The organism is Pseudactinotalea sp. Z1732 (assembly GCF_049724975.1).
Lineage (GTDB): Bacteria > Actinomycetota > Actinomycetes > Actinomycetales > Beutenbergiaceae > CALKWS01.
In genome coordinates, this window is sequence record NZ_JBMPQC010000004.1 from 264,055 (window position 1) to 284,664 (window position 20,610).

General features: G+C 69.9%; 14 protein-coding genes. 9 read left to right on the forward strand and 5 right to left on the reverse strand.

The genetic code is table 11. The features are described 5' to 3' along the window. Window positions 1–95: 95 nt before the first annotated feature. The 5 genes from ACPL7H_RS10535 to ACPL7H_RS10555 all read left to right on the forward strand — a co-directional run bounded on the left by ACPL7H_RS10535 (window position 96) and on the right by ACPL7H_RS10555 (window position 7,135). Window positions 96–1,553 carry a fumarylacetoacetate hydrolase family protein gene (locus ACPL7H_RS10535; RefSeq protein WP_424796881.1) on the forward strand — a complete coding sequence of 486 codons (1,458 nt, stop codon included), beginning with the start codon at window positions 96–98 and terminating at the stop codon, window positions 1,551–1,553. 17 nt (window positions 1,554–1,570) lie between these two features. After that, window positions 1,571–2,500: a 4-hydroxy-tetrahydrodipicolinate synthase gene (gene dapA / locus ACPL7H_RS10540; RefSeq protein WP_424796882.1), complete on the forward strand. Its 930-nt coding sequence runs from the start codon at window positions 1,571–1,573 to the stop codon at window positions 2,498–2,500. Window positions 2,501–2,588: 88 nt separating this feature from the next. Beyond that, the gene (gene hpaE, locus ACPL7H_RS10545; RefSeq protein ID WP_424796918.1) at window positions 2,589–4,094 is read left to right on the forward strand and encodes a 5-carboxymethyl-2-hydroxymuconate semialdehyde dehydrogenase; all 1,506 of its coding nucleotides are present in this window, start codon (window positions 2,589–2,591) and stop codon (window positions 4,092–4,094) included. A gap of 27 nt (window positions 4,095–4,121) precedes the next feature. Beyond that, window positions 4,122–5,204 carry a 3,4-dihydroxyphenylacetate 2,3-dioxygenase gene (gene hpaD, locus ACPL7H_RS10550; protein WP_424796883.1) on the forward strand — a complete coding sequence of 361 codons (1,083 nt, stop codon included), beginning with the start codon at window positions 4,122–4,124 and terminating at the stop codon, window positions 5,202–5,204. 41 nt (window positions 5,205–5,245) lie between these two features. Then, a complete protein-coding gene (locus tag ACPL7H_RS10555) occupies window positions 5,246–7,135 on the forward strand; it encodes an FAD-binding monooxygenase (RefSeq protein WP_424796884.1) in 1,890 nt (629 codons plus the stop codon). Window positions 7,136–7,207: 72 nt separating this feature from the next. Here ACPL7H_RS10555 and ACPL7H_RS10560 read toward each other — a convergent pair whose 3' ends face one another. The 5 genes from ACPL7H_RS10560 to ACPL7H_RS10580 form a co-directional block, all read right to left on the reverse strand. Continuing rightward, on the reverse strand, window positions 7,208–9,022 hold the full coding sequence (locus ACPL7H_RS10560; protein WP_424796885.1) for a thiamine pyrophosphate-binding protein: 1,815 nt from the start codon (window positions 9,020–9,022) through the stop codon (window positions 7,208–7,210). Between the two features lie 108 nt (window positions 9,023–9,130). Beyond that, window positions 9,131–9,796 carry a GntR family transcriptional regulator gene (locus ACPL7H_RS10565; protein ID WP_424796886.1) on the reverse strand — a complete coding sequence of 222 codons (666 nt, stop codon included), beginning with the start codon at window positions 9,794–9,796 and terminating at the stop codon, window positions 9,131–9,133. Window positions 9,797–10,233: 437 nt separating this feature from the next. After that, window positions 10,234–11,091 carry a hypothetical protein gene (locus tag ACPL7H_RS10570; protein ID WP_424787685.1) on the reverse strand — a complete coding sequence of 286 codons (858 nt, stop codon included), beginning with the start codon at window positions 11,089–11,091 and terminating at the stop codon, window positions 10,234–10,236. A gap of 148 nt (window positions 11,092–11,239) precedes the next feature. Beyond that, window positions 11,240–11,899, reverse strand: coding sequence for a response regulator (locus tag ACPL7H_RS10575; RefSeq protein WP_424787686.1), 660 nt, complete (start codon window positions 11,897–11,899; stop codon window positions 11,240–11,242). Then, window positions 11,887–13,086, reverse strand: a complete 1,200-nt coding sequence (locus ACPL7H_RS10580; RefSeq protein ID WP_424796887.1) for a sensor histidine kinase — start codon at window positions 13,084–13,086, stop codon at window positions 11,887–11,889. The genes ACPL7H_RS10575 and ACPL7H_RS10580 overlap by 13 nt, the downstream gene beginning before the upstream one ends. Before the next feature lie 375 nt (window positions 13,087–13,461). Here ACPL7H_RS10580 and ACPL7H_RS10585 point away from each other — a divergent pair, with 375 nt between their 5' ends. The 4 genes from ACPL7H_RS10585 to ACPL7H_RS10600 all read left to right on the forward strand — a co-directional run bounded on the left by ACPL7H_RS10585 (window position 13,462) and on the right by ACPL7H_RS10600 (window position 20,519). Beyond that, window positions 13,462–14,550: a Gfo/Idh/MocA family protein gene (locus ACPL7H_RS10585; protein ID WP_424796888.1), complete on the forward strand. Its 1,089-nt coding sequence runs from the start codon at window positions 13,462–13,464 to the stop codon at window positions 14,548–14,550. A gap of 351 nt (window positions 14,551–14,901) precedes the next feature. Next, a complete protein-coding gene (locus ACPL7H_RS10590; protein WP_424796889.1) occupies window positions 14,902–16,218 on the forward strand; it encodes an alpha/beta fold hydrolase in 1,317 nt (438 codons plus the stop codon). Next, window positions 16,215–17,681: an aminopeptidase P family protein gene (locus tag ACPL7H_RS10595; RefSeq protein WP_424796890.1), complete on the forward strand. Its 1,467-nt coding sequence runs from the start codon at window positions 16,215–16,217 to the stop codon at window positions 17,679–17,681. The genes ACPL7H_RS10590 and ACPL7H_RS10595 overlap by 4 nt, the downstream gene beginning before the upstream one ends. Window positions 17,682–17,729: 48 nt before the next feature. Next, window positions 17,730–20,519: a beta-L-arabinofuranosidase domain-containing protein gene (locus ACPL7H_RS10600; RefSeq protein WP_424796891.1), complete on the forward strand. Its 2,790-nt coding sequence runs from the start codon at window positions 17,730–17,732 to the stop codon at window positions 20,517–20,519. The last annotated feature ends 91 nt before the right edge of the window (window positions 20,520–20,610 follow it).

The window sequence follows — 20,610 nt, forward strand, 5'->3', positions numbered from 1 at the left end:
CGCCCGTCCACCTGTTGACACCGGGGGGTGGCGGGGGCAGGATTGGGATCGTATACGATCGTTCGTGGACGTCCTGGGCGAAGGAGCCGGTGCAGATGAGCAACGACCCGATCACCGCCGTCCTCGGGCACCGGCCCGGCAAGGTGATCGCGGTTCACCTCAGTTACGCCTCGCGCGCCGCTCAGCGTGGCCGAACCCCGGCGTATCCGTCCTACTTCCTCAAGACCACCTCCTCGCTGACCGGCTCCGGCCAGGTGATCCGACCGGCGGGCACCGAGCTGCTCGCGTTCGAGGGTGAGATCGCCCTGGTGATCGGCGCCGACGCGCGGGACGTCCCGCCGGAACGGGCCTGGGGTCACGTCGGCTGGGTCACCGCCGCCAACGACCTGGGCCTGCATGACCTGCGGTATGCGGACAAGGGCTCCAACGTGCGCTCCAAGGGCGGAGACGGCTACACCCCGATCGGCCCGCGGCTGCTCGACGCCACCGGGCTCGACCCCGCCCGGCTTGCCATCCGCACCTGGCTGGATGACGAACTCGTCCAGGACGACTCCACCGCCGGCCTGCTGTTCCCCTTCGCCCTGATGATCGCCGATCTGTCCCGCGTCATGACCCTGCACCGCGGCGATGTCATCCTCACCGGCACTCCCGCGGGAGCCTCGGTCGCCGGACCCGGCCAGCACATCGCCGTCGAGGTGTCCTGCCCGGACGATCCGGACCTGAGCACCGGGCGGCTGCACACCGAGGTGGTCGAGGGACCCGCCCTGCCCGACTGGGGCCATCCGCCGAAGGTCGACGACGCCCAGCGCGCCGACGCCTGGGGGCGGGAGGCCACCCCTGGCGAACCCCCGTTCGTTCTCACCGAGGATCTGCGCGCCCGCCTGGGAGCGGTCGCCGTGGCGACCCTGTCGGTGCAGATGCGCCGGCGCGGCTTCGACACCGTCTCCATCGACGGCGTACGTCCCCTGGTCCCGGGTCGCGGGCTGGTGGGCCGGGCCCGCACGCTGCGCTTCGTGCCCTACCGCAAGGACCTGTTCGCCGACCACGGCGGGGGGTACAACGCCCAGAAACAGGCGATCGACACGATCGGGCCGGGCGAGGTCCTGGTGATGGAGGCCCGCGCCGAGTCCTCGGCCGGCACCCTCGGGGACATCCTCGCGCTGCGGGCCCAGGTGCGCGGCGCCGCCGGCATCATCACCGACGGTGCGGTGCGCGATGCCGCCCCCGTCGCCGACCTCGACCTGCCCGTGTACTCCTCCGGGGCCCACCCCGCCGTCCTGGGCCGGCGGCACGTGCCCTGGGAGGCCGACGTGACCATCTCCTGCGGCGGTGCCACCGTGCAGGTCGGGGACGTCGTGGTGGCCGACGACGACGGAGCCCTGGTCATCCCACCCCACCTCGTGGCCGAGGTACTCCGGGACGCCGAGGACCAGGAGGCCGAGGAAACCTTCATCGCCGAGATGGTCGCGGCGGGGGAGTCGGTGCACGGGCTATACCCGATGAACGAGAAATGGCGGCAGGCCTTCGACGCCTGGCGCTCCACCCGCGGCTGAGCTCCGAGGAGGACACGATGAAGTTCCGCTCCGACCCCGCCCGTATCACCGGTGCGCTGGCGCCGGTGTTCACCCCGTTCACCGACGAGGGCGAGTTGGACCACGAGTCGCTGCGGCGCATGGTGCGCTGGCAACTGGCCAACGGTTCTCGGGGCATCTCCATCGGCGGGTCCACCGGCGAACCCTCCTCCCAGAGCCTTGCCGAGCGCGCGGCCGCGATCCGCACCGTGGCCCAGGAGGTGGGTGACGCCGTCCCGTTCCTGCCCGGCACCGGCACGGCGCAGCTGGAGGAGACCCTGGAGCTGACCTCGATCGCCCGGGACGCCGGGGCGGACATGGCGCTGATCATCACCCCCTACTACGCCCGGCCCACCCAGGAGGCGCTCTACGTCTGGTACTCCACGGTGGCCGCGGAGTTCCCCGACCTGCCGATCGTGGCGTACAACGTGCCCGTGCGTACCGCGGTGGACCTGGCCCCGGAGACCTTCGCCCGGCTGTTCCGCGACCACGACAACATCGTGGGCATCAAGGAGACCACCAAGGACTTCGAGCACTTCTCCCGCACCATGTACCTGTGCGGCCAGGAGGCGTTGATGTGGTCCGGGATCGAACTGCTGTGCCTGCCGCTGATCCCGCTGGGGGGAACCGGGTTCATCTCCGCGCTGTCCAACATCGCGCCGGCCGCCGTCGCCGAGACCTACGACGCCGCGATCGCCGGGGACTGGGACCGGGCGCGGGCGCTGCACTACGGCGTGCACCCGCTGGTGGACCTGATCTTCGCCGAGACCAATCCCGCCCCGGCCAAGTGGCTGATGGCCCAGCGCGGCCTGATCGCCTCGGACCATGTGCGTCCGCCCCTGGTCGGGCTGAGTGAGCAGGGCCGGCGCCGCGTGACCGAGCTGGCCCGCCGCGGCGAGCAGTACCTGACCCCGGTGGAAGGAACCTGAGGTGACCGCTGAGACGACCGGACCGACCCCGGCGAGCCGGCCCACGCCGTCGCCGGCTCCCGCCCCGCCGCCGGGCACTCCCGAGCGCATCCAGCACTACATCAACGGCGCATCCCTCGAGTCCCGCGGCGGGCAGACCTTCGAGGTGCTCGAACCCACTACGAACGCCGCCTACATCCGGGCCGCCGCCGGACAGGACGCCGACATCGACGCCGCGGTGACCGCCGCCCGGGAGGCGTTCGAGACCGGCCCGTGGCCGCGGATGAGGAACCGGGAACGGGCCCGGATCCTGAACACGATCGCCGACGCCGTCGAGGCCCAGGACAAGGCGCTGGCCACCATGGAGTCCTTCGACACCGGTCTGCCGATCACCCAGGCCCGGGGCCAGGCCCGCCGGGCGGCGGAGAACTTCCGCTTCTTCGCCGACCTGATCGTGGCCGGGACCGATGACGCCTACAAGGTCCCGGGCATGCAGATGAACTACGTGAACCGCTCCCCGGTGGGGGTGGCCGGGCTGATCACCCCGTGGAACACCCCGTTCATGCTCTCCTCCTGGAAACTCGCCCCGGCGCTCGCGGCCGGGTGCACCGTGGTGCTCAAACCCGCGGAGTTCACCCCGCTGTCGGCCTCGCTGTGGGCCGGGATCTTCGAGGAGGCCGGCTTGCCGCCGGGGGTGTTCAACCTGGTCAACGGCATCGGGGAGGTGGCCGGTGACGCGCTGGTGAGGCACCCGGGCGTGGACCTGATCTCCTTCACCGGGGAGACCACCACCGGGCAGACGATCTTCGCCAATGCCGCCCCCACGCTCAAGGGCCTGTCCATGGAACTGGGGGGCAAGTCCCCGGCGCTGGTGTTCGCCGACGCCGATCTGGAGGCCGCACTGGACTCCACCCTGTTCGGGGTGTTCTCCCTGAACGGGGAGCGCTGCACCGCCTCCTCCCGGATCCTGGTGGAGCGGTCGGTGTATCAGGAATTCGTGGCCGCCTACGCCGCGCGCGCCGAGAACATCAAGGTCGGACCGCCGTCGGACCCCGACACCGAGGTCGGTGCGCTGGTGCATCCGGAGCACTACGACCGGGTGCTGGGCTACGTGCGGGCCGGGAGGACCGAGGCGCGCCTGGTCGCCGGTGGAGGGCGCCCCGAGGGACTGGACCAGGGCAACTACCTGGCCCCCACCGTGTTCGCCGACGTGCCGCCCGAGGCGTCGATCTTCCAGGAGGAGATCTTCGGACCCGTGGTGGCGATCACCCCCTTCGACACCGAGGATGAGGCCGTGGCGCTGGCCAACAACGTCAAGTACGGCCTGGCCGCCTACATCTGGACCAAGGACGTCACCCGCGCCCACACCCTGGCCGACCGGATCGAGGCCGGGATGATCTGGATCAACTCCCATAACGTGCGTGACCTGCGCTCCCCGTTCGGAGGCATCAAGGCCTCCGGCCTGGGCCAGGAGGGCGGCTACCGGTCGCTGAACTTCTACTCCGAGCACAAGGTTGTGCACGTGACCCTCGGCGCCGTGCACACCGCGCGGTTCGGGGCCACCGGGTATGACGAGCAGGACCCGTTCTTCGCCGCCAAGAGGGACGAGGCCTGAGATGGCACGCGCGCGAGGGAGCCGGTCATGACCCAACCCGGCACGGACAGCCCGACGACGGAACCCGCCCCGCCCGACATCGTGCGGGCGGCGTACATGGAACTGGTGGTGACCGACCTGGCCGCCGCGCGGGAGTTCTACGTGGACATCCTCGGCCTGGTGGTCACCGAGGAGGACGAGACCGCGATCTACCTGCGCACCCTGGAGGAGTTCATCCACCACAACCTGGTGCTCCGGGTGGGCGACGAGCCGGCAGTCGCCGCGCTGGCCTTCCGGGTGCGCAGCCCACAGGACCTGGATCGGGCCGACGCCTACTACCGGGACCTGGGTTGCGACGTGCGCCGCAGCGCCGAGGGGTTCGTGCGCGGGATCGGTGCCGCCGTACGGGTACAGGACCCGCTCGGCTTCCCGTATGAGTTCTTCTACGAGACCGAGCACGTGCCGCGCCTGGCGTGGAACTATGAACGCTACGGCGCCGGCGCGTTGGTGCGGCTGGACCACTTCAACCAGGTCTATCCCGACGTGGTCGCCGGCGCGGCGTACCTGGAGAACCTCGGGTTCAAACGCACCGAGGACATCCGCGACGACGACGGGATCACCTACGCCGCCTGGTTCGCCCGCAAGCACACCGTGCATGACACCGCACTCACCGGCGGGGACGGGCCGCGGATGCACCACATCGCCTTCTCCACCCACGAGAAGCACAACATCCTCTACATCTGCGACAAGCTCGGCGCGCTGCGCCGCTCGGACTGCATCGAGCGCGGCCCCGGCCGGCACGGGGTGTCCAATGCCTTCTACCTCTACCTGCGTGACCCGGACGGGCACCGGGTGGAGATCTACACCCAGGACTACTACACCGGCGACCCGGACAATCCGGTGGTGACCTGGGACGTGCACGACAACCAGCGCCGGGACTGGTGGGGCAACCCGGTGGTGCCGTCCTGGTACACCGAGGCCTCCACCGTGCTGGACCTGGACGGCAACCCGGTCCCGCTGCAGGAGCGCCAGGAGGCCAAGGAGATGGACGTGACCATCGGCGCCGACGGCTTCTCCTACACCCGCAAGGGCGAGACCGACCACGGCTTCAAACTCGGCAACCAGGTCTGAGCCCCAGTGCGCACCCTGACAGGCTCAGAGAGGAGTCCCCAGTGAGGTTTCACCATCACGGGTACGTCACCACCGACCCGCGCATCCAGTCGGCGGCCGGGGTGGGCCTGGACCGACCGGAGGAGATACCCGATGAGTTCGACGTGCTCGTGGTGGGTACCGGCCCGGCCGGGACGATCACCGCGGCACAGTTGTCCCAGTTCCCTCACGTCCATACCCGGATCATCGACAGCCGCCCGCACCGCCTGGCGATGGGCCACGCCGATGGGATCCAGGCCCGCAGCGTGGAGACCTTCCAGGCCTTCGGCTTCGCCGGCCGGTTGGCCGAGGAGGCCTACCGGATCACCGAGATGGCGTTCTGGAAGCCGGACCCGCAGAACCCCGACCACATCGTGCGCACGTCCCGCCCGGCCGACGACCCCACCGGCATCAGCGAGTTCCCGCACCTGCTGGTCAACCAGGCCCGCATCATCGACTACTTCAACGAGTTCATGGCGAACTCACCGGCCCGGATGCGGCCTGATTACGGCGTGGAGCTCCTCGGCCTGACCGTCGGGGAGGGTGAGTATCCCGTGCGCGTGCGGCTGCGCTACACCGCCGGGCCCCGCGAGGGCCAGGAGCGCACCGTGGCTGTGAAGTACCTCGTCGGCGGGGACGGGGCGCACAGCAAGGTGCGCAGGGAGATCGGCGCCACCCACGTGGGCGACCAGGCCAACCACGCCTGGGGGGTGATGGACGTGCTGGTCACCACCGACTTCCCCGACATCCGGCTCAAGTGCGCGATCCAGTCCCGATCCGGGGGCAACATCCTGCACATCCCGCGCGAGGGCGGGCACCTGTTCCGCATGTACGTGGACCTGGGGGAGGTGACCGCCGAGCGGGCCGCGACCGTGCGCCGCACGCCGATCACCGCCATCATCGACAAGGCCAACGCGATCCTCACGCCCTACTCGATGGACGTCAAGCACGTGGCCTGGTGGAGCGTGTACGAGGTGGGCCACCGGGTCACCGACAAGTTCGACGACGTACCCGCCGGGGCCGAGTCCGAGCGCCTGCCGCGGGTGTTCATCGCCGGGGACGCCTGCCACACCCACAGCGCCAAGGCCGGGCAGGGCATGAACGTGTCCCTGCAGGACGGGTTCAACCTGGGCTGGAAACTCGGGCACGTGCTGGACGGGCGCAGCCCGGAGTCACTGCTGGCGACCTACTCGGCCGAGCGGCAGGTCGTGGCCCAGAACCTGATCGACTTCGACCGGGAGTGGTCCACCCTGATGGCCAAACCGGCCGATGAGTTCGAGGACCCCTCGGCCCTGGAGGACTTCTACGTCAAGACCTTCGAGTTCCCCGCGGGCTTCATGACCGAGTACGAACGGTCGATGATCACCGGACCGGCCACCCACCAGGGCCTCGCCGAGGGTTTCACCGTGGGCAAGCGGTTCAAGTCCGCACGGGTGGTGCGGGTCTGCGACGCCAACCCCGTGCACCTGGGTCACCTGGCCGAGGCCGACGGGCGCTGGCGCATCTATGCCTTCGCCGACGCCGGCCCGGCGGGGGAGGACTCGGCGCTGAGCCGGTTCGCGCACTGGCTCTCCACCTCGCCGGACTCGCCCGTGGTGCGGTTCACCCCGGCCGACGGCGACGACGACGCGATCTTCGACGTCAAGGTGATCTTCCAGCAGGTCCACCCCGACGTCGACATCAACGCCGTGCCCACGGTCTTCAAACCGACCGTGGGGCCCTTCGATCTGCTCGACTACAACAAGGTGTACGGGGTGATGGAGGGCGAGGACATCTTCGACATCCGCCAGATCGATCGCGGCGGGGCCGTCGTCGTCGTCCGTCCGGACCAGTACGTCGCCCACGTGCTCCCGCTGGAGGCGACCGCAGACCTGGCCGATTTCTTCGCCGCCAATCTGCGCCCGCCGGCGTGATCCCCTGACTTCGCGGATCTTGGACTGAGCGCGCGCACGCCTCGGTGCGCACTCGATCCACGTGCCGCGAAGTCAGCGTTGGTCGCGGGTGGACTTGGCCTCGAGGGAGGCGGCCAGGAAGTCGGCGACCACCTCGGTGGAGATGGACACATCGAGAATGAACACGCCCTCGGTGTGGGTGGCCAGCCACTGGCGCAGGACGTCCAGGTCCGCCAGCGTGCGCGCTTGGATCCCCTCGGCACCGAAGGCGCGGCCGAGCGCGGCGAAGTCGACCTCATCGATACGCATCGCCGCATCGTGCAGACCCGCGGCGGCGTACTGGTGCAGTTCGGCGCCGTAGGCGGCGTCGTTGAAGACCACGACCACCGCCCGGTGTGCGGTGCGCATCAGGGTCTCCAGGTCCGCCAGGCCCATCAGGGCCCCGCCGTCGCCGGTGACCAGGACGGTGGTGCGGTCCGGGCGGGCGGCGGCCACACCGGCGGCGGAGCCGAAACCGAGCCCGATCGACTGGAACGCGGTGCCCAGCAGCACCATCGCGTGGGGGTCCGGGACGGAGAAGTACATCGGCGCCCACCCGATGAAGTTGCCACCGTCGGTGACCACGGAGCGGTCCGCGGGGAGGATGCCGTCGAGTGCGGCAGCCACGACGCGGGGGTTCAACCGGCCGTCGGTGCAGAACTCGACCCCTGCTGCTGTTCCGGTGCCCTCCGGGGCGGCGAGCTCGGCCGGGGTGAACTCGGCGCGGTCGATCTGCGCGGATCGGAACTGCGCCGTGGCCACCTGCGGAACGTGGGCCCGCCAGGTGCGCGCCTCATCGGCCTGCCGCAGTCGTTCCAGTAGCCCGCGCACTACCGGCACCAGGTTGGCGTGGACGGCGTCGGTGACCATCGGATGGTCGGCCGGGGACTCGTCGTCGACCCTGATCACTCGGGTTCCCTCCGCGACCAGGGTGCCGTACCGGGTTTGGAAGGGGTTCAGGCTCGCGCCGAGCACGAGCACGACGTCGGCCCGGCGGGCGACGTCGAGGCGGTGGGCGCGAGTGAAGCCACCGGCGATGCCGAGGTTCCACGGGCTGTCGATGACGCTTGCGGCCATCACCGAGGTCATGAAGAGGGCACCGAGCCGATCGCCCAGCGCGCGCACGTCGTGGCCCGCCCGGGCAAGGACCGTGCCCCGGCCGGCCAGGATCAGGGGGCGGCGCGCGGCGCGGAGGGCCTCGGCGATCCGGTCCAACTCCTCGGCTGACGGTGCTGGGGGGCCGATGGGCGCGGGCAGGGGAGGGGGCTTCTGGCCGGTGCGGGTGCCGGGGTCCGCGTGCTCACCGGGTGTCTCGGCCGAGGGCGCCCGGTGGGCCGGCTGGTCGGCGTCGGGCAGTGGCACGGTGGCCAGGTCGTGGGGGATGGCCAGGACCACCGGACGGCGTGTCTGCAGCGCCAGGTCGAAGGCATGGTGGGTCAGGGCAGCGGCGTCGGCGGGGGTGACGGTGAGCGTCGCCACGCCGACGGCGGCCGCTGCCGCGGTTTGGTCAATGTCGAAGGTGCGCAGGCCGGTCGACGGCGCGTCGCCGGTGATGAGCACCAGGGGGACGCGGGCCCGCGCGGCCTCGGCCAGGCCGGTGTAGGTGTTGGTGAAGCCGGCGCCGTAGGTGGTGGTGGCGGCCGCGATCTGCCCGGTGGCCCGGTGGTAGGAGTCGGCCATGGTCACGGTGGCGACTTCGTGGCGGGCCGAGGTGAACGGGAAACCGGAACTCGTCAGGTGGCTCACCAGGTGGGCGTTGCCGTTGCCCAGCAGGCCGAAGAGGTGCCCGGCACGTTCGCTGATCACTTCGGCAACCGCGATGGACACGGTGGGGGTGTGCGTGGACACGGTCGGGGTGTCCGTGGACACGGTGGGGCCTTGTGTGTCTGGCTTGTCTGGCACGGAACCTCCGGTCGTCATCGTCCAAGGTGCTCGTCGTCGTCCTTCGCTGTGCTGGGCGGTCCCTACGGTGCGCTGTCAGGTGCCGCCGTGCCGGCCGGCCAGGAACTCCTCCATGGTGCGCAGCTTGTGGGTGCGCGCGGCGTGCTCCACCTCGCCCGCCGGCGCCTTGGTGCGGATCAGGTGGAGCAGATCGTCGTGCTCGGCGATCGAGACCGCCGGGCGCGAGGACAGCCGGATGAAACTGGAGCGGCGGATCATCGCCATCCGCTGCCACTCCCGGTCCACCAGGTCCAGCAGGCGCTGGTTCGGGCAGACCCCGCAGAGCACCCGGTGGAAGCGTTCGTTCAGTGCGGTGAAGCGCACCGGGTCGAAGTCCCCGTGGTGCAGACGGCGCATCTGCTCGTTGACCTCGGTTGCCTCGGCGACCTGCTCGGCGCTCAGGGCGGGCGCAGCCAGGGCGGTGGCCGCGCCCTCGAGGTAGGCCAGAGTCTGCATGGCGTCGGTGTAATCGCGCTCGTTGACTCCGCTGACCTCGGCACCCACGTTGCGGGTGAAGGTGACCAGCCCCTCGGCCTCCAGGCGACGGATCGCCTCACGGACCGGGACGGGGCTGACCTCGAACTCTCGAGCGAGTTTGTCCAGCACCAGCCGGTATCCCGCGCCGTAGGTGCCGGTGAGGATCCGGTCGCGTACCCGTTGGTAGACCATCTCGGACTTGGAGACCGCGACGAGTCTGGTCACTGCGCTCCCTCCGTTGGTGCCGGCCTCTGCTCGCGCGCCTGGCGCTGCTCGTGCGCCGGCCGTGCCGGCACCCAGCATCATATACGATCCTGCGTTCCCAGGTCAGCGGTGGGCGGCCCCGCCGCACACCTGAACGCGAACCGCCCCCGCGACGCACGCGCGACGGCGGCACAGCGGTTCAGCACGCTGTCGGCGAGACAGCGGTTCAGCACGCTGCGGATGGTTCCGAGCCCACCCGGTCCAGTGCCGCCGAGCCCGCCCGGTCCAGTGCCGCCGAGCCCGCCCGGTCCAGTGCCGCCGAGAGCGACCCCTGTAGCCGAAGGCGAGTGTTCGGCCACTCGCCCTCGGCCACGAGGCTCGCCCTGGAGCCGAAGCCGGCCGACGCCGTGCGCCGGGGCGTTGAGGCACCGGGGAGCCGTAGGCGGCCGGGGCCGTGCTCAGGGGCGTTCGCGCAGGTGCAGGTCGCCCGCGGTGCTGCGGAAATCGTAGATCCGCTCGGCGCCGACGGTGCTGGACAGACCCTGCGTCAGGGTCGAAGCGGTGGTGCTGGTGCGGATCTCGTACTCACCGGCGGGCAGTTCGAACAACACGTCGGTGGCCGTGGTGCCCACATTGATCGAGGAGGGCAGTTCGGTGCCGTGGAAGCTCACCATCCCTGCGGTCATGTCGATCCGGACCGGGCCGGAGACGGCCAGGTCACGGGCGATGACGTCGGAGGCGGTGCCGTCCACCTGGAGGGAACCAGCACTTCCGGTCAGGTGCATGTCGGCGGCGGTGGAGTTCACCGAGACGCCACCGAAGTCCCCCTCGATCTGCCCGTCCCCGGCCGTGGTGCGCAGGTCCAGGTCCGCTCCGGCCGAGGTGCGCGGCAAGGTGACCTCCACGTTGGCCCCCCGGCGGGAGGACAGTGACGGGGTGAGGATGCCCAGGCCCCGGCCAGGCCGTTCCACCACGATCGAGAGCTCTCCGGCCCGCACGCTGTGCCGCAGGATCAGGTCGGGGTTGTTCTGGGTGAACTCGAACTCCACCTGATCCACATCGGCGTACCGCACCTGCACGTCGGTGGCGACGGTGCGCAGTGACACGCTGTCCACCTCTTCGGTGACCTGGTGCAGGCCGCTCTGGTTCTCGTGCGTGGCCAGTGCGACCAGCCGCACCCCGGTGGGGACCAGGAGGCCGATCAGCAGCACCGTGCCGATCAGGAGCAGGGCGGCGCGAAGGGCGCTGTTGGGCCGCGCGTGCGGGGTGCCTGACGGCGGGGGAGAGGTGGGCTGGGGCGTTGCGGTGGCGGTCATCGTGGGTCCTCAGGAAAGGTCGGTCGGAGTGGCGGTGTGCCGACGACGCGTTCGCCGGCTACGTGCGGGGGTATCTGCGCCGGCGCGGCGTGCGATTGGCCGGCTACATGCGGGGGTGTGCGCGGCCCTGGGTTTCGGGGCCCCGGCGTCATGTCCCTCCGTTCTCGTGCCGGAGGTATCGCAGCACCGCAAGCACCCGCCGATTGCCGGTGGCCTCGCTCGACAGGCTCAACTTCGTGAAGATCGAGGAGATGTGCTTCTCCACCGCACCATCGGTGATGTGCAGTTGCTTCGCGATGGTGCGGTTGGCGGCGCCGGCGGCCATCGCGGCCAGCACCTCGCGCTCCCTGGCAGTCAGGGCCGTGAGCTCGTCCACCCGGCGCGAGCGCACCAGGATCTGGGCCACCACCTCCGGGTCCAGGGCCGTGCCACCGGCTCCCACGGTGGCGACCGCATCCAGGAAGTCCGTCACATCGGCCACCCGGTCCTTGAGCAGGTAGCCCAGGCCGGCGGTGTCACTGGCGATGAGTTCGGCGGCGTAGCGTTCCTCGACGTACTGGGACAGCACCAGCACGCACGTGTCGGGGTTCTGGGACCGGATCAGCACCGCGGCCCGGATGCCCTCGTCGGTGAACGTCGGGGGCATGCGCACATCCACCACGGCCAGGTCAGGGCTATGGGTGTCCACAGCGCGGAGCAGTTCGTTGGCGGTGCTCACGGTGGCCACCACCTCATGGTCGGCGTCGCTGAGCAGGCGCTCCAGTCCGGCGCGCAGCAGAACGGCGTCCTCGGCAATCACGATTCGCATGGCACCAGTACCTCGATCTCGGTTGGACCGCCCTCGGGGCTGGTCAGGGTGAACGTGCCGCCGGCGGAACGGACCCGGTCGCCGATGCCACTCAAGCCCCCACCGGGTGTGACGTAGGCCGATCCGCGCCCGTTGTCGGTGATCCGCCCGCAGACTGCGCCATCGCGCCGGTTGACCTGCACCTGTGCGCTGGTGGCGCCGGAGTGTTTGGCGACGTTGGTCAGGGCCTCGGCGACCACGAAGTACAACACCGCCTCGGTCTCGCCATCGAGGCGACCGGCCAGGTTCACCTCCAGGCGCACCGGGACCGGGCTGCGGGAGGCCACCGCGGACAGTGCCGCATCGAGGCCACGATCGGTCAGGACCGCCGGGTGCATGCCGCGGGCGAGATGGCGTAGTTCGGTGATCGACTCCTTGATCTCCTCATGGGCCTCATCCAGCAGTTGGCGGGCTCCCTGCGGGTCCTCGTCGAACCGGTGCTTGGCCATGCCCAGGGTCATTGCGGTGGAGACCAGCCGCGGCTGAACGCCGTCGTGCAGGTCGCGTTCGAAGCGGCGTCGCTCGGTGTCGGCCGCACTGACCGCGCCCTTGCGCGCCTGCGCCAACTGGTTGACCTGCCCGGCCAGCGCCGCCGAGCGGCTCGGACCCAGCAGGGCCACCGAGGCGGCCTCGTCCAGCCGGCCGATGTAGGCGACGTACAGCACCAGGAGCAGCAACGCGGCCAGTCCGGCTGCCACCGGCATCGCCCAGGAGACGGTGCCGGCGTTCGCGGACAGGGTGAGCCACTCCAGCAGGCCGATGCCGCCGGCGAGGATGAGGAGCATGCCGCTGCCCACCAGCATCGTGATCAGGTGGTGGGCGAGCGTTCGCCAGGTGACCGGATCGGTCATGTCGGTCAGGCCCTGGGCGAAGGGGCGGAGCCAGTCGGTGCGAGTGGTGCGGCGGCGGTGGGGTGCCTCGATGGCCACGTTGTGCAGGGCCATCGCGCGGTGCCGCTCAGCAGAGCCGCTCACCCGGGTCAGAGCGGCGGTACCGAGGAGGAGCAGCACGCCGAGGCCTGCCAGCAGGATCAGCGGAATACCTGTGGCGATCAGGGCAAGGAACAGCGTCACCCAGAACGTTCCGACGATGAAGTCCAGGAACAGGTCCACTGCCCGTGACCAGGTGGTGATGAGTTTGGTTTTCACACCCTGAACGCTACGGGCGCCCGGTGGTGGCTTCTACGGTGCTGGCCGGTCAATCCAGGGGAGGGTTTTCCCCACCCCGCCACACGTGCGGGCACGATACAACGTCTCCCGCTGCCACCGTGGACGGCGACGCACTAGGCTCGGGTACGCCGCAGGACCGATGCGCGGCCGGCGCGGCCGGCCCGCACACGGTCCGTACCAGGGATGTGGTCCGCTGGAGGAGTCGAGGAGTGTCAATCGCAATGGAGGGTTCGCCGGATCTCGCGAACACCGTCCGCGACACCCAGCCCGCACGTCCGCGATGCAGCCACGGTCCCCGACGGCCCGCCCGACGCCCGAGAGTAATTGTGATTCGCCCTTGATGGAAGGAAGATGATGAGCGCAACTGATGGCGCCAACTACGCCCCTGATCCGATGCCGGCGCCGGTGGTGGGGCCTGGTGAGTTCGTGTTCGCCGCGATCGGGTTGGATCATGGTCATATCGGGGGGATGTGCCAGGGGTTGATCGGTGCTGGGGCGCAGTTGAAGTGGGTGTATGACCCTGACCCGGCCAAGGTTGCGGCGTTCAGGCAGAACTTCCCGCAGGTGCGCGTGGCGCGTAGTGAGGCCGAGGTCCTTGAGGATGATCAGGTGCATCTGGTGGCCGGGGCTGCGGTGACTGCGGATAGGGCGGCGTTGGGGATTCGGGTGATGAATGCGGGGAAGGATTACTTCACCGATAAGGCGCCGCTGACGACGTTGGAGCAGTTGGCTGCGGCGAAGGAGGCGGTGGCGGCGACCGGGCGTAAGTATGCGGTGTATTACTCCGAGCGTCTGCATGTGGAGGCTTCGGTGTTCGCCGGTCAGTTGATCGAGGCCGGTGCGATCGGCAAGGTGGTCCAGGTGATCGGGATGGGCCCGCACCGTCTCGGTGCCGCGGGGCGTCCGGAGTGGTTCTTCCAGCGGGAGCGGTACGGGGGGATCTTGTGTGACATCGGGTCGCATCAGATCGAGCAGATCCTGCATTACACCGGCTCGACCGATGCCGAGGTGGTGCGGTCCCAGATCGCGAATTACCACAACCCCGATTACCCGGAGTTGGATGACTTCGGTGATGCGATGCTGGTGACCGATACCGGGGCCAGTGGGTACTTCCGGTGTGATTGGTTCACCCCCGATGGTCTGCAGGGGTGGGGTGATGGGCGTAGTTTCATCCTCGGGACCGAGGGGTTCATCGAGCAGCGTAAGTACATGAACATCACCACCTCCGATGGTCCGGGGCATGTGTACCTGGCCAATGGGCAGGAGGAGACCCATTTCAATGTGCACGGCAAGGTGGGTTACCCCTACTTCGGTGAACTGATCCGGGACTGTCTGGCGCGCACCGAGAACGCGATGACCCAGGAGCACGCCTTCAAGGCCGCCGAACTGGCGGTGCGCGCCCAGATGCAAGCGGTCGACCTGGTCCCACGCCCCGCCCACTGACCCCCGCGCCCCACCAACCCGAGCACTCGTCCGACCACCCGGAGCCGCTCACCCCAGCACCCCCGAGCGCTGAGACGGGTGGGGTGCGGTGGCTCCGGTCGCGCACCCCCTGTCTCGCGGGCGATCGACCGGTGTCACCTGGAGTGGGGCGCCAGGGCGAGCCCTGGAGTCCGGTGGCTTGCCAGGGGTAGCCCCGGTTGGCGCGAGGGCGGGTCCCGATGGGCGCGAGGTGCGCGCCCCAGGCCGGCCCCGCTGGGTGCGAGGTGCGCACCGGGGCGAGCCCGGTGGACGACGGTCCAGGCGGTGTGAAATGGTACATACCATCGAGGTTTTCTAACGGAGGAATGCTGCGTGACTCGAGCCGAACCCTGGACCTACTCCATGCCCGGCATGTGGGTGAGTGAACGAACGATCGAGGTCCCCCTGGACTGGGACGAACCGAGTGGGGAGACCATCGAGGTCTTCGTCCGCGAACTCATCGACCCGGGCCGGCGTGACGCCGACCTGCCCCTGATCACCTACCTCCAGGGTGGCCCCGGCGGGGCGAACCCACGCCCGCTGACCGGCTCCGGCGGCTGGCTGGCCGAGGCGCTGGCGAACTACCGGGTCGTGCTGGTGGACCAGCGCGGCACCGGTCGCAGCACACCGATCGAGGCCTCCGACGTGCAGGCCCGTGGCGACGCCGCAGCGGGGGCTGACTACCTGGCCAAGTTCCGCGCCGACTCGATCGTGCGGGACCTGGAACACGTGCGTACCACCCTGTACGAGGGTCGCAAGTGGGCCACCATCGCCCAGAGTTTCGGCGGTTGGATCACGTTGACCTACCTCTCCGTCGCCCCACGGGCCCTGAGTGCCTGCTACATCCACGGTGGGGTCCCGGGGACGCCGCCGGCGGCCGCCGACGTCTACCGCCGCACCTTCACCCGGGTGCAGGACAAGACCGCCGAGTTCTACCGTCGCTACCCGGCCGACGCCGACATCGTGGCCGCGATCGCCGACCACCTCCAATCCAACGACGTGCGATTGCCCGACGGCGACCGGCTCACCGTGCGTAGGTTCCAGTCCCTGGGCATCGACTTCGGGATGAAACCCGGCTTCGAGCGGATGCACTGGCTGCTCGAGGGGGCGTTCGTGCGACCGGGCCGGCTGTCCACCGGCTTCCTGGAGCAGGTCCAGGCCCGCACCTCCTCCGCCGGCAACCCGCTGTTCTGGACGCTGCAGGAGTCCATCTACGGCGACGTCGGCTCGGGCCCCACCGCGTGGGCTGCCCAGGCCGAACGCGACCGTCGCCCGGAGTTCGCCGAAGACCGCCGCCCCTTGCTGTTCACCGGCGAGATGGCCTTCCCGTGGATGTTCGGGGAGGTACGGCTGCTGCGCGGCTTCGCCCCGGCGGTGAACGAACTGGCCCACCGCCAGAACTGGTCCCGGTTGTACGACCTGGACGCCTTGGCCGCCAACGAGGTCCCGGTGGCCGCGGCGGTCTACTACGACGACATGTACGTCGACGCCCACCTGCAACTGGACACCCTGTCCGGGCTGGGCAATTCCCAATACTGGGTCACCAACGAGTTCGAACACGACGGCATCGGCGCCGAACGGACCTTCGCGCGGTTGCGCGAACTGGTCCGTGACCGCGGCGGAGAACAGACAGGAAACGAAGCGCGATGACGCACACTGCCCACCAGGCCGGCCCCGCCACCAAGCCCCCATACGCCGGCACCCGCCCCCCGCGGTTGCACCAGATCCCGGCCTTCACCGACTACATCGCCCAGCACTGGGGCTCCCAGCCCATTCCGGTGGACCTGCCCGAGGGAACCGCGCCTGCGGCGGCGGCCCACCGTCGTCGGCTCAGTGCCGCTCTGCCCGGCCGCACCATCGTGGCCGCAGCCGGCACCGCGCCGATCCGTAACGACGACTGCGCCTACGGCTTCCGCGCCGACAGTGACTTCGTCTGGCTCACCGGGGTGCAGGTGGAGGGCGCCGTGGTGGTGATGACTCCGGTCAGCGGCGGCCATGAGACCACCGTCTACCTTCCGCCGCCGTTCCGGCCGGGCGAGGACGGCTTCTTCGGCAACGCGATGCACGGTGAACTCTGGGTCGGCGCCTCCCCAGGGCTGACCGAGTGGTCCCAGGCTCTGGACGTGGCCGTCCGGGACGTCGCCGAACTGGACACCTCCGGGACCATCGCCTCCACCAATGGTCCGGTGCTGGCCACCGCGGTGGTGCCCGAGACCCTGCGCCGGAGCCACTCGATGGAGGTCTCGGCCGAACTGGGCCGTGCGCTGGCCCAGCTGCGGATGATCAAGGACGACTGGGAGATCGCCCAGTTGCGCCACGCCGTGGACGCCAGCGTGGGCGGCTTCGCCGCCGTGGCCGGTGAGATTCCCCGTGCCATCGACGAGGGCCTGGGGGAGCGCTGGCTGCAGGGCACCTTCGACCGGCATGCCCGGACGCACGGCAACGGCCCGGGCTACTCCACGATCGTGGGTTCGGGACCCAACGCACCGGTGCTGCACTGGACCCGGTGCGACGGCCCCATCCTCCCCGACGGGACGCTGCTCCTGGACATGGGGGTGGAGGCCCGCAGCCTCTACACCGCCGACGTCACCCGCACCCTGCCGGCCTCGGGCACCTTCAGCCCCGCCCAGCGCCAGGTGCATGACCTGGTGGAGAAGTCCCACCGGATCGCGATGAGCCACGTCCGCCCCGGGGTGAACTACCTGGACTTCCACTTCGCCGCCATGGAGGTGCTGGCCCAGGGCCTGCACGACTGGGGCCTGCTGCCCGTCTCGGTCGATGAGGCACTGTCCCCGGCGGGCCAGCAGCACCGGCGCTACATCGTCTGTGGCGTCGGGCACCACCTGGGCCTGGATGTGCACGACTGCTCCAAGGCCGAGTGGGAGGACTACATGGGCGCCGACCTGCAGCCCGGCGTGGTGATGACCGTGGAGCCGGGCCTGTACTTCCACACCAACGACCTGTCCGTACCACCGGAACTGCGTGGCATCGGCGTGCGGCTGGAGGATGACCTGCTGGTCACCGACGCCGGCGCCGAGGTGCTGTCCGAGGCCCTGCCCATCGATGCCGCGGGCGTCGAGCAGTGGACCCGCCAGCACATGCCCTCCGCCTGAACACCCACCCAACCTGGAGACGACGTGACCCAGACCCAAGATCGCGCTGTGCCTACGGTCGGCCCGCTTGCCCGCCCCTATCCGATTTCCGATGTGGTCCTGGCCGACAACAGCGTGTTCGCCGCCAGCCGTGACCGGATGCTCCATCTGGCCCGCACCTACCCGCTGGATCGCCTGCTCGCGGTGTTCCGCACCAACGCCGGCCTGGACACCCACGGCGCTCAGCCGCCGGGCAACTGGGAGGACCACGGCCACCCGAACGAGCAGCCCTGGAGCGAGAGCGACTACCCGGGCCGGGAGAAGGCCCAGACAGCCAACCTGCTGCGCGGACACTACGCCGGGCACTTCCTCTCGATGCTGTCGATGGCCTATGCCAGCACCGGTGAGCAAGAACTGCGGGCCAAGGTCAGCGAGTTCGTCGAGGGCCTCGGGCAGGTCCAGGACGCCCTCGCCGCAACCGGCCGGTACTCCCATCCCGGTTTCCTGGCGGCCTATGGGGAGTGGCAGTTCTCCCGCCTGGAGGGCTATGCCCCCTACGGCGAGATCTGGGCCCCCTACTACACCACTCACAAGATCATGGCCGGGTTGTTGGACGCCTACGAGTTGGCCGGCAACCTCCAGGCCCTGCGGATCGTGACGGCGATGGGCAAGTGGGTGCACGCTCGGTTGTCCAGGCTGGACCCGGCACAGATCCAGAAGATGTGGTCGCTGTACATCGCCGGTGAGTACGGCGGGATGAATGAGACCCTGGCCCGCCTGGCAGTGGCGGCGCAGGATGAGGAGTTCCTGGCCACGGCTCAGTTCTTCGACCAGGAGAACCTGCTCGAGGCCGGCTCGAGCGGCACCGACATCCTCGACGGCATGCACGCCAACCAGCACCTGCCGCAGTTGGTCGGGTACGTCCACGAGTACGAGTTGACCGGGCAGCGCCGCTACCTCGACGCCGCGGCCGGGATCTTCGATTCGATCGTGCCCGGGCGCATGTACGCCCACGGGGGCACCGGGGAGAGCGAACTGTGGGGCCCGGCCAACACCGTGGCCGGGGACATCGGCAACCGCAACGCGGAGACATGCGCGGCCTACAACCTGCTCAAGATCGCCCGGCTCCTGTTCGCTCACACGCTCGATCCGAAGTACATCAACTACGCCGAGCGCACGGTCCTGAACCAGATTCTCGGATCTCGCAAGGCCGAGGACTCCGACGTCTCACCCGAGGTCACCTACATGTTCCCGGTGCACCCCGGGGCGAAGCGGGAGTTCAACAACATCGGCACCTGCTGCGGTGGCACCGGCCTGGAGAACCACGTCAAGTACGGCGAGGGGTTGTTCCACCGGGCACCGGGGCAGTTGTGGATCAACCACCTGTTCCCAGCCGCTCTGAACCGGGTCGGCGCCGATGAGTCGGCCGTGCTGAACGTGGCGGTGCAGGGACAGTACCCGCTGCACGGTTCTGTGCAGATCCACTTCGACGCACCGGCCGGTGGGGCCGACAGCGAGGACCTGACCGTGCACGTGCGGATCCCCGACGCGGTCGGCGGTCCGGTGCAGGTGTCGGTCAACGGCGCCGTGGTGGAGGAGTCCGCCCGGGCGGGGGAGTACCTGAGCCTGCAGCGCCGGTGGCACGACGGCGACGACATCTCCGTGCAGGTGCCGCTCACCCTGCGGTCGGTCCCCACGATCGACGACCCGAGCGTGCACAGCCTGGAACTGGGCCCCACCGTGCTGCTCGCCCGGTCCGAGGAGACCACCCAGGTGCCGCTGCCCCTGGCGGGCAACCGCCTGCTGGACGGCAGCCTGCGGACCGAGGCTCCGGCGTCGGACCTGCTGGCGCAGCTGGACGCCGAGGGCACCATCACCTACGCCGGGATGACGTGGGAGCCGGCCTACTCCGGCCAGGACACCCGGTACCACATGTACGTGCGCCAGGCCGATGCCACGATCGCCTTCGCCGGCACCGATACCGGGGTGCCCAACCGGATGCGGCCGGCCGGAGTCACGGTGCTGGACTCCATCTGGGAGCCGGGGGTCTTCGTCGACCGGCAGGCCCTCCTCGCCCAGGTGGCCACCGTGGTCGGCCAGGCCCGTACCGAGGGCGTCCTCGGCCGGGATGAGGCGGGGCGGGTGCTCATCACCGCGGCGCAGGCCGATGTGGACGGCACGGGTACCCCGCGCCGGGCCCGGGTGCGACCCGAGCCCGGTGATGGCGATGCGATCACCTGGCAGACCGGTGAGCAGGACTCCGACACCGTCTGGCTGCTGCCGGCCGGATGGGCACAGATCCAGGCGCCACCGGTGGTCACCGTGGAGGTGGAGCAGGAGGCCGCACCCTCCGGCTGGTACACCACAACCCCCACGGTGGTGGTGCGTGCGGTGCACCTGGATGCCCAGGACGGCCGGGAGGGGCCCGGCGAGGCCGGTCTGACCATCGAGGTCCAGATCGACGACGGCGACTGGCAGCCCTACACGGGTCCCTTCACGCTGGACCAGGAGGGTGCCCACCAGGTCCGAGCCCGGGTCAGTGACGGCCAGGGCCGTCAGAACCGGGACGAACGGGAACTGAGCATCGACACCGAGCCCCCGGAGTCGACCGTCAAGGTGCGCGAACTGGGCAGCAGTGTCGAGGTCACTTTCACCGCCACCGATGAGGTCTCGGGGGTCGAGCGGATCCAGTGGGAGGGGCCCGGTACGTTCTGGGGCACCTTCTCCGAGGCGTTCGTGCGGGCCCTGAACGACACCGAGCAGGTGCTGGAGTACGCCGCCACCGACCGGGCGGGGAACATCGAGCCCCGTCGTCGTGTGGTGCTGCCGGCACTGGGGGAGCAGACCACCAAGGACTGACGACGGCGGAACTCACTCGAGTGAGCACGTCGCGGCTGCCTGGCGCGTCCGGGCGCGAACACGAAAAGGCCGGCCCAGCGGGAAACCCGCT